We start from the raw sequence: 9,462 nt of genomic DNA, 5'->3' as shown, positions 1-9,462 counted from the left end.
TGTGCGGCAGATGTGTCGCGGAACTGGACGAGCCGTTTGTGCACAAAGTCCTCGTACGCCAGCAGGACTTTTTGTCGGACCGATTGGGTCTGCAGAAATGACTCAAACTCGCCATCGTACATATTCTGATGATATGCACTAACCTCAATAGCATTATATTATTGATCGGGAGCAATGGCGTACTGTTATAGCAGATATATCTTGTGCGGCAGATGTGTCGCGGAACTGGACGAGCCGTTTGTGCACAAAGTCCTCGTACGCCAGCAGGACTTTTTGTCGGACCGATTGGGTCTACAGAAATGACTCAAACTCGCCATCGTCCATCGCAAGGTACTTTTTGACGGTTCGGCGGTTGCAGCCAACGTCCTTGCTGATCTTGGAAACCGAACGACCTTGCCGGTACATTCGTTTAATTTCATAATACATCATAAATTTGCTTAAGAATGCGTTCATACTTCATCGATTGTCGTTAATCAATGAAGTTCGTATTTATTGAGGCTGTCTAAAAAGGTCTTTTAGAAAAAGAACCCCGTCATTAAAGAAAATGGCGGGGTTTTGTGTTTTTTGTCCTCCGTTTTTTGTAAATTGAGGTGCAACCAAAAAACGATATGAAAGTACAGTTTAAAGCCTTACCCTCCAATAGTCCGAGCCTTTTTCCGGAAGATATTTTTGAGCGGATCCCAGAGCACCATCCGGTCCGTTTGGTCAATCAGGTCGTTGACAGCCTTGATCTGGAGTATATCATCAAACTGTACAAAGGTGGCGGAACGACGAGCTATCATCCCAGAATGCTTATCAAAGTACTATTTTATGCGTATCTGAGCAATATCTATTCCTGCCGTAAAATAGAAAGCGCACTTCAGCAGAACATATACTTTATGTGGCTCTCGGGCAATAGCACACCGGACTACCGTACCATAAACTATTTCCGTGGAAAACGCCTTAAGGGGGTTATCCAGGGGCTTTTCGCTGATATCGTCCGCATGCTCCATGAGCTGGAATATGTCAGTCTGAAAGTTCAGTATATTGATGGCACCAAGATCGAATCGGCAGCGGGTCGCTATACCTTTGTCTGGAAGAAATCGATTGAAAAGAACAAGGCGAAGCTGGAAGCTAATATCGTAGCGGTACTTTCTGATATTGACGCCCAGATCAAACAGGATCAATCCGAGCTGGGCAGAGAAGAAACTTCTAGACCTATAGATAGTGCTGAGTTAAGGAAGAAAATGGATCAGATCAATACAGACCTCAAAGAGAAAAGCAGGTCTGCGCAAAAGCAGCTCAAAAAGTTGGAAGAAGATTACCTGCCCCGGTTAGAGAAATACGAGCAGCAGCTGGAAACTTTAGGCGAGCGTAATAGCTATAGCAAAACTGATCCGGATGCTGTATTTATGCGGATGAAAGACGATCATATGAAGAACGGTCAGTTAAAACCCGCTTATAATACCCAGATCAGTACAGAAAATCAATTCATCACCCAATATAGTATCCATCAGACAACTGCTGACACAGTTACGCTGGAATCCCATTTGGAAAGCTTCGAATCCCGGTACCAGACCCAAAGTAAAGAAGTGGTGGCTGATGCAGGTTATGGAAGTGAACAGAACTATGAACTGATGGAGGGTAAGGGAATAACTTCGTATGTGAAGTACAATTACTTTCATATGGAGCAGAAGAGAAAACAACAGAACAATCCGTTTCTGGTACAAAATCTTTATTACAACTCCCAGGAAGACTTTTTTGTGTGTCCGGACGGACAGAGATTGACTTTATTGAAACAGACCAAGCGAATCAGTAGCAACGGTTATGTCAGTCAGGTCAGTATCTACCAGGCACAGCGCTGTGAGGGATGTCCCATGCGGGGACAGTGTCATAAAGCACAGCAAAACAGGACTATCGAAATCAATCATAGGTTAGCCCGGTTGAAAGCCGGCGCTAAGACGAGACTGCTTTCTGAAAAAGGCCTTTATCACCGAAGTAAGCGGCCGGTTGAAGTGGAAGCTGTTTTTGGACAATTGAAAAGCAACAATAAATTCAACCGATTTACCATGCGAGGGATCGAAAAAGTAGATGTGGAGTTCGCATTGATGGCAATTGCACATAATCTAAGAAAATGGGCAAAAAAAGCAAAAAACAACGCCGTCAACAACCCTTTTAACGACAAAAAAATCCTCAGAACAATGAATATAAGTAAATTAACCCGGATAAGGCTATTAACTGCCAACGCAGCTTAATAATTAGAAATTTCCAGAAAAATCGATATAACCGAAGAAGGCGCCTTTTTAGACGCCTTCTTTCTAGTGTGCACTCTTGTTGCCAATTTTGGTGTATTCTTATTTCCCATTTTCTGTGCAGTAGTAATTACCGCTTACAATTGCATCCCACGAATGGTTTGGCCATGTCGACTACCTATTTTTCGACTGTGTTAAACACAGCTTTAACAGCTTCTAAATCTCCATTACCAAATGCGTTAACGACAGCATAAGGATCCCAATATTCCCTATAAAAATTTATAAGACCCTCTTTTAACGTAAAATACATCACCCAATTTTGTTGATACAATTGTCCCGTGGTTGGGATACGGGTTTCCCCATAGACTTCAGTCCAGTAAGTTTGTTCATCTACCTGATATACCCTGATGCTGTCATATTTTATATTCGGCATACTAGGGAGTCCGCCTTTCAGGTAGTTGTACCATTCTTCAAAGTTCATCTTTGGTGTTGTGCCGAGTGAGGATGCATAAGGAAATTCCACAGTAGTATTAGGATGAAATAGGTCGATGACGGCTTCAGCGCTATCATTCAATCCCATTAATAGTTTGTTGAAAATTATTTCTCCTGCATTTTTTGGAAGGTTCTGATCTTTTTCTGATTTGTTTACCATCGTATTTAACGTTTTATATATTAATTGCTTTTAACAAAATTAAATGTAATTTTATACATTTGAAAGTAGGCACACTAAAGTATAGTATATACTTTTAAGTATAAATTAAGCGCAATGACACATAACCAAGAAAAAAAAGTTGATAATTATTTAAGATTGCAGCAAAGCTTTTTATTAAAGTCTAGTCTGGACACAAGTTGTATATTAAATCAATCGCTCGCACTGATCGCAAATAAGTGGACACTGCTTGTTCTGATGGCGTTGATGCAGGGGGTAAAACGAACAAATGAACTTCAAAAGCAAATTAACGATATTTCACCGAAGATGCTGAATGAAACGCTTAAGAGATTGGTTGATTACAAGATGGTACAACGTAAGGTATATCCGGAGGTTCCGCCCCGGGTAGAGTATTGTCTAACGAAGTTTGGAAAAAGCACCGCTGACCCATTAGCCGTATTACTGGATTGGTCTGTAGAAAACGAAGAGACATTGCGGTCTCTTTTTGAGCAATTCAACAAGAAGGCTTAGTCTTGATTTTCTGTAATCAGATCAAACACTTCCATAATGTTTGTTTCATTTTTTGTCCAGATGTCTCCCAATGTCTCAGCCTTTTTTATCAATATCCCATTTTCTTCCAATCTTTTAACAGCTTTGAGCGAATCAATCTGTAGTGCCTTGAATGCGTCGACAATAGGTGCTTTTGATATTCGTTCCAAAATGATGGTATTTACTTTTGGACTGTATTGTTGCTCTACAATAAATAGTAGGGATATTACGGTCAAGGCCAAGGCGGCGGGAATGAAAACTCCTCTTTTGAAATGAATTTTCAGGGCTTTCCAATTGAGTATAACATGAAAAATGGCGCAAATAAAAAAGAATACGCCAAAGAACTCGTGTACGACTTCCGTATAGCCGTCAAATAAATGAAAAAACGTGAGCATGCCTGAAATTCCAACGACTAGGAAAATTAAGGAAATGAAGGGGGTAACGTAATTTCTGTTCAATTTCATAGTATATGTATTTATTTAGTTGAGTTTTGAAAACTTGATTTCAATATCGGTTAACCATTTGATCCTTTTGTCCTGACTTACTGACTTTACCATGTTATAGCTAATCCATTTAAGATTTTTGTAACCCATAGTTTTGAAAACACTTTTTATCATTGCTTTCTTGATTAAGTTTCCAATAAGCAGGGAATACATTATCTTGGGTTTATTCATGGTTGTGATTACTGTCACACCTTTTAAGTATTTTTAAAGTGGTACTAAACCAAAACCCCTTGGATGGTGGTCGTACACAACTCCTGGAGTAAGAACTCTATCAACAAATCCTTTGGTCATTGCAGGCATTATATCCCACCAAATGGGAAAAATAAAAATCAGGTGGTTTGCTTTTTTCAGACGTTTATTATAGTCTGTTACTTGTGGATCTACAGGTTTGTGATCCACAAATGCTTTCAAATCTGCCTTTGACATTACCGGATTAAATCCATCATTATCAAGATGCATAAGGTCTATCTCGTGATTTGCATCTTTAAGCCCTTTGGTCACGGAATTTAAAATTGCGTTTCCAAAGCTTCCTTCATAGGGATGATTAAATACGTTTACTACGTTCATTTTTACTTTGCTTAATTTTATACTGCAAAGTTGAGAAGTAGCAAATGCTTGAACGATAACAATTGTTAAGAAAAAGAATAGTAAAAAATAATTAGAAATTTGTGCGTGAATTACTACCTGTTTCGTATTCAACTTTAATAGTAATGATCTGACAATAAGAGGTTTACCATCTGTTCAGTATGTTTCGGAAGAACTGAATGTTTCGCCCAGTTATTTAGGCAGTTTGCTGCGAACGGTAACCGGACAAAGTACACAGCAGCACATACACGACAAACTGATTGAAAAAGCCAAAGAAAAACTATCAACTACAAACCTTTCCGTAAGCGAAATTGCCTACGAATTGGGTTTTGAGCATTCACAGTCGTTTAGTAAGCTGTTCAAGACGAAAACCAAAATGAGTCCTTTGGAGTTTCGGCAATCGTTTAATTGATGCACTTTTTACCAAATGGTAAACTATAGCCCAAGCCATTTCTTAACTTTGCTTTAATGGAGAAATTGATAGCCTATATTTTACAGTTTGGCAATTTGAACAACCAACAAATTGACCTTATCAAAAACAAAGCGACAGAAATAGAACTTCGCAAGGACGCGTATTTCTCAGAAGCCGGACAAATCCCCCGACAGGTTGGTTTTGTTGTGGATGGTGTTGTTCGCGGTTGCTACTATACCAACCAGGGCGAAGAAATTACACGTTGCTTTATTGGCGAAAATAATTTGATGGCTGATTACGTTAATTTTGAGGCGAATGCGGTTTCTTCAGATTATTTACAGGCGTGTACCGACTGCAAACTTGTTGTATTTTCTAAACAAAATTGGGAGGAGCTTTCCCGGATTATCGTAGGTTGGGATCCTATCAAAAACAAGATGGTACAATTGTGTATGTATCAAAAATCCAGAAAAGGCCCGGTCATTTCCCAGGACGCGACTACACGTTATCTTGAATTTATGGAAAATTACCCTTCGCTCATTAACCGGATTCCATTGATCTACGTTGCTTCTTACTTAGGCGTTACCCAACAATCGTTGAGCAGAATACGGAAAAATATCCGTTAGGATTACTTCTTGCCAAATGGCAAGTCTTATAAGCCTTAAGTTCTTGTTCTTTGTAACGGATATTAAAAAATAAAAAAATGAACAAGACAATTTTTATTACAGGAGCCTCGTCCGGTTTAGGGAAAGTTACCGCTAAACTATTTTCAGAAAAAGGATGGACGGTAATTGCAACAATGCGAAATCCGGAAAGTGAAACTGAACTTTCTCTATTACCCAATGTACATCTTTTAGAATTGGACATTAGCAATGCAAATCAAATTACAGCCATTGTTACAAAAGCTGAACAAATAGCTCCGGTTGATGTATTATTCAATAATGCGGGGTATGTTCTGGCCGGAGCATTGGAAGCAACTTCGGATGAACAATTAGAGCAACAATTTAACACAAATGTTTTCGGAACAATTCGTCTGACCAGAGCATTTCTTCCTTATTTTAGAACGAGGAAAACAGGAACAATAATCACTACAACTTCTTTAGGTGCTTACATTCCGGATCCATTTATGGCACTTTATTCAGCAACCAAATCAGCATTAGCGGGTTGGACAGCGGGAATGTCCTATGAATTGGACAGGATAGGTGTTAGTATTAAAACTATTGTTCCGGGATTTATGCAAACAAATTTTGTTGGTAATGCGCAAATGATACAACACGAAGCCGCCTATCAGGAGGATTGGGGAAAAGTACTCCATGCTTATGCCAATCCTAACGCTGCTGTGAATGCAGACAATCCTTCTGATATTGCCAAAGTTGTGTATGAAGCAGCGACAGATGAAAAAAAATCATTACATTATTTTGCCGGAAATGATGCGACAACAAGATATAGAGAATTAAGCTTACAGGGAATCGATTCAATATTGGATACAAGAAAAAAGGTTTTTTTTGATAATTAAGAGATGGAAGAATTAATCAGCTATTTATTGCAATTCGGTCATTTTAATCAAAAGCAGATTGATTTGGTTAAAGCTAAAGCGGAAGAAAGATTTTTACCGCAAGGGGAGTATTTTTCCGAAGCCGGAAAAATTGCCAAACATATAGCATTTGTGCAAGAAGGTGTTTTGATGATCTGCTATTACAATAATAAGGGCGAAGAAATTGTACATCATTTCGTAGATGAAAATCATTTTGTGGTAGATCTGGAAAGTTTCAACCACAAAATTTCATCTATGATCTACATTCGGGCTGTTACGGATTGTAAATTGGTTTCATTTACGTTTGAAAGTTTTAAAGAACTATCGGGAATTATAATGGATTGGGATAAGATCATCAATAAGATCACCATAAAAACATTGCTGGATAAAGTAAATGTAGAACAGCCCAAGTTACATACCGATGCCAAAACCCGTTATTTAGATTTCTTGAAAAACTTTCCAAATTTAGCTAACAGAATACCACTCGTCCATATTGCTTCATATTTAGGTATTACGGCCAGTTCTTTGAGCAGAATACGGAAAAATATCCGTTAGCATCACTTTTTACCAAATGGTAAATGACATCATTTTTAATCAGGCGACCTTTGTACCGTAACATTAAAGCAAAGAAAAATGAAGTCAGCATTGATCACAGGAGCCAATAAAGGTATTGGCTTTGAAACAGCAAAGCAGCTATTGCAAAAAGGGGTTCGCGTTTACATCGGAAGCCGGATGTTGGAAAACGGTTTACAGGCGGTTGAAAAACTGAAAGCCGAAGGATTGACAAATGTAGAAGTTATTCAGATAGACGTAACCGATGACGGTTCGGTAAAAAACGCCCGAACCGAGATCGGCAGGAAAACGGGCGCGCTGGACATACTCATCAACAACGCAGGTATCAATGGAGGCGCGCCTCCCTACACCGCACTTGAATCAAGTTCAGACCAATTTATGGCAGCCTTCGAGGCCAATGTGTTTGGCGTGGCGAGAGTTACAAAAGCGTTCGTTGATCTGTTGCGGAAGTCACCGGAACCAAGAATTGTAAATGTGAGCACCAGCGTAGGTTCACTTTCCCTGCAAAGCGATCCAAACTGGCCCGCCTATGATTTTGCAAAATATGCAGTATATGGTTCATCAAAAGCTGCCTTAAATATGTACACCATTCATTTGGCTTACCAGCTGCGTGATACCGCTTTTAAAATAAATGCCGTATGTCCGGGTTATACAAGTACTGATTTTACTTTCGGGAATGGTGGTGAGGTGGAAATTGCTGGAAACCGAATCGTAAAATATGCACTGATCGGTCAGGATGGCCCAACAGGTAAATTCTTCAGCGAAGAAACCAATCCGGAAACAGGTGAAATTCCCTGGTAAAAAGGGATTGTTCTGTTAAAAGTCCGGCAAACCCAAATGTCGGACTTGTTTCCCATTACCTTCTCACCGTTTAATCTAAAATAAAATTTATACATTTAAGGTCAATCATACATGTGAAAAGTTAATGTATGAAATTTAGCTATTTTTCATATAATCACGTTGGTAACAAACCCAAAAGAATACCCATCAACAGCAAATCGACAGAATAAAAACAAGGAAATGCCTGAGAATATCAAGAACATACCTGTAAATTCAATGACGCACAATTCAAGTCATGGTACTTCCATTGATAGGATCAGCATTAAGAAATCTGACTTTAAAACAGCAAGGCAATACGGAGATGCCCTACAGTCCCATCGGGATAAAGAACACACATTTCATATCGTTGAAAAAGGCAGCGTGCTTATAGAAATTGATTTTCAAAAATACACGATCAAAGCACCTACGGTTGTTTATATGCACCCTAATCAAGTACATCGAATTTTGGACTTTACAACGATGGCGGTTTGTTCTTTGGCTATCAAAAATGAAAACCTGAATGCAGACAACCTCAGATTTTTAGAAGAACTTGCACCACTAAAGCCATTGGTATTGACGAAAAAGATGTATACCGACATTTATGATACTTTTTCGCTTTGTTTAAATTTTTCAAGGCAGACCAACAACAAACTACATCACTTACTGTTAAAGGAGAGTTGTAACACTTTGGTCGTGTTGATTATCTCAGTGTTTTTAAATGAAAATAAATCTTCAAACCAACTATCAAGAGTTGAGCTGATTGCAAAATCATTCCAGCAATTGTTAGAAAAAAATTATGGCACGATGAAGCGACCGAACGAATATTCAAGGCTGCTAAATATTTCAACTCATTATTTAAACAAAAGCGTAAAACATACGACGGGTTCGTCTGTTTCACAGCATATTCAAGACCGGATTATATTGGAAGCAAAACGCCTTTTATATCACAGCGACAAATCGGTTAAAGAAATTGCTTTTGAATTGGGCTATGACGATTACCCCTATTTTTCAAGGCTATTTTCCAAAACTACAGGAATGTCAGCTTTGATTTTCCGGAACAAAAGGCACGATTAATCCAATACTTGCCCCGATTAACCATTTCCTGTCTTTTTGGTATGCACGAATTTTGTACCATAAAATTTAAACGGGTAAAAAATGGAGCAAATTAAAAAAGTACTGGTATCAGGTGCAAGTTTCGCTGGATTAACATCGGCGTATTGGCTCAATAAACTGGGGTACAAGGTTACTGTTGTGGAAATTGGAAGTCATCTGAAAATGGGTGGAACACCTGTTGATATAAAAAACCAAACGGTTGACATCGTTAATAGAATGGGACTTTTAGAGCAAATAAAGGCCAATAGAATCGGACCGGCAAAATGGGAGTTTAAAAATGCGGATGATGTTACCCAATATGCTGTTTCAGTAGAAAAATTGCCTGACGATGAGTTTGAAATAGAGCGGAACATTTTACTAAATATGCTCTTTGATCTCATAAAAGATGATGTTGAGTTTATTTTCAATAACAGCATTCTGGTATCCGCCCTATAGTCCACGTCTATGAACAATATTATGATGTCTGTAGCTTTGCTGGATGAGCAAAGAAGAAAAAA

General features: G+C 38.8%; 11 protein-coding genes and 2 pseudogenes. 9 read left to right on the top strand and 4 right to left on the bottom strand.

The features are described 5' to 3' along the window. Positions 1 to 291: 291 nt before the first annotated feature. Positions 292 to 453 carry a helix-turn-helix domain-containing protein gene (locus FXV77_RS21640; RefSeq protein ID WP_148921332.1) on the bottom strand — a complete coding sequence of 54 codons (162 nt, stop codon included), beginning with the start codon at positions 451 to 453 and terminating at the stop codon, positions 292 to 294. 155 nt (positions 454 to 608) lie between these two features. On the opposite strand from FXV77_RS21640, the pseudogene FXV77_RS21635 reads away from it, so the two are divergent. After that, a pseudogene (locus FXV77_RS21635) lies at positions 609 to 2,126 on the top strand (IS1182 family transposase); the annotation flags it as partial. Positions 2,127 to 2,409: 283 nt separating this feature from the next. Here the strand turns inward: FXV77_RS21635 and FXV77_RS21630 are convergent. Then, positions 2,410 to 2,883 (bottom strand): nuclear transport factor 2 family protein, encoded by a 474-nt coding sequence (locus FXV77_RS21630; protein WP_148921331.1) that lies wholly within the window; start codon positions 2,881 to 2,883, stop codon positions 2,410 to 2,412. Positions 2,884 to 2,997: 114 nt separating this feature from the next. Between FXV77_RS21630 and FXV77_RS21625 the strand changes: the two genes are divergently transcribed. Continuing rightward, positions 2,998 to 3,411 (top strand): winged helix-turn-helix transcriptional regulator, encoded by a 414-nt coding sequence (locus FXV77_RS21625; protein ID WP_148921330.1) that lies wholly within the window; start codon positions 2,998 to 3,000, stop codon positions 3,409 to 3,411. Here FXV77_RS21625 and FXV77_RS21620 read toward each other — a convergent pair. Together FXV77_RS21620 and FXV77_RS22380 are read right to left on the bottom strand one after the other, a co-directional pair. Beyond that, a complete protein-coding gene (locus FXV77_RS21620) occupies positions 3,408 to 3,893 on the bottom strand; it encodes a DUF4405 domain-containing protein (protein ID WP_148921329.1) in 486 nt (161 codons plus the stop codon). The two genes, FXV77_RS21625 and FXV77_RS21620, sit on opposite strands and share 4 nt — an antisense overlap. 243 nt (positions 3,894 to 4,136) lie before the next feature. Continuing rightward, the gene (locus tag FXV77_RS22380; RefSeq protein WP_222867853.1) at positions 4,137 to 4,631 is read right to left on the bottom strand and encodes an NAD(P)H-dependent oxidoreductase; all 495 of its coding nucleotides are present in this window, start codon (positions 4,629 to 4,631) and stop codon (positions 4,137 to 4,139) included. 1 nt (position 4,632) lies between these two features. On the opposite strand from FXV77_RS22380, the pseudogene FXV77_RS21610 reads away from it, so the two are divergent. The 7 genes and pseudogenes from FXV77_RS21610 to FXV77_RS21580 all read left to right on the top strand — a co-directional run. Continuing rightward, positions 4,633 to 4,929, top strand: a pseudogene (locus tag FXV77_RS21610) (helix-turn-helix domain-containing protein); the annotation flags it as partial. Between the two features lie 56 nt (positions 4,930 to 4,985). Continuing rightward, entirely contained in the window at positions 4,986 to 5,552 is a 567-nt protein-coding gene (locus FXV77_RS21605) for a Crp/Fnr family transcriptional regulator (RefSeq protein WP_148921328.1), read from the top strand. 77 nt (positions 5,553 to 5,629) lie between these two features. After that, on the top strand, positions 5,630 to 6,442 hold the full coding sequence (locus FXV77_RS21600; RefSeq protein WP_148921327.1) for an SDR family oxidoreductase: 813 nt from the start codon (positions 5,630 to 5,632) through the stop codon (positions 6,440 to 6,442). Positions 6,443 to 6,445: 3 nt separating this feature from the next. Continuing rightward, on the top strand, positions 6,446 to 7,015 hold the full coding sequence (locus FXV77_RS21595; protein WP_148921326.1) for a Crp/Fnr family transcriptional regulator: 570 nt from the start codon (positions 6,446 to 6,448) through the stop codon (positions 7,013 to 7,015). Between the two features lie 78 nt (positions 7,016 to 7,093). After that, positions 7,094 to 7,834 carry an SDR family oxidoreductase gene (locus tag FXV77_RS21590; protein ID WP_148921325.1) on the top strand — a complete coding sequence of 247 codons (741 nt, stop codon included), beginning with the start codon at positions 7,094 to 7,096 and terminating at the stop codon, positions 7,832 to 7,834. A 219-nt stretch (positions 7,835 to 8,053) separates the two neighbouring features. After that, positions 8,054 to 8,926, top strand: coding sequence for a helix-turn-helix domain-containing protein (locus tag FXV77_RS21585; protein ID WP_187444214.1), 873 nt, complete (start codon positions 8,054 to 8,056; stop codon positions 8,924 to 8,926). 81 nt (positions 8,927 to 9,007) lie between these two features. After that, positions 9,008 to 9,400: an NAD-binding protein gene (locus FXV77_RS21580; RefSeq protein WP_148921323.1), complete on the top strand. Its 393-nt coding sequence runs from the start codon at positions 9,008 to 9,010 to the stop codon at positions 9,398 to 9,400. The last annotated feature ends 62 nt before the right edge of the window (positions 9,401 to 9,462 follow it).

Source organism: Sphingobacterium phlebotomi, from assembly GCF_008180195.1.
GTDB classification, from domain to species: Bacteria; Bacteroidota; Bacteroidia; order Sphingobacteriales; family Sphingobacteriaceae; genus Sphingobacterium; species Sphingobacterium phlebotomi.
Note: the sequence above shows the minus strand (reverse complement) of the source record. Positions and strands in the feature narration are given on the sequence as shown.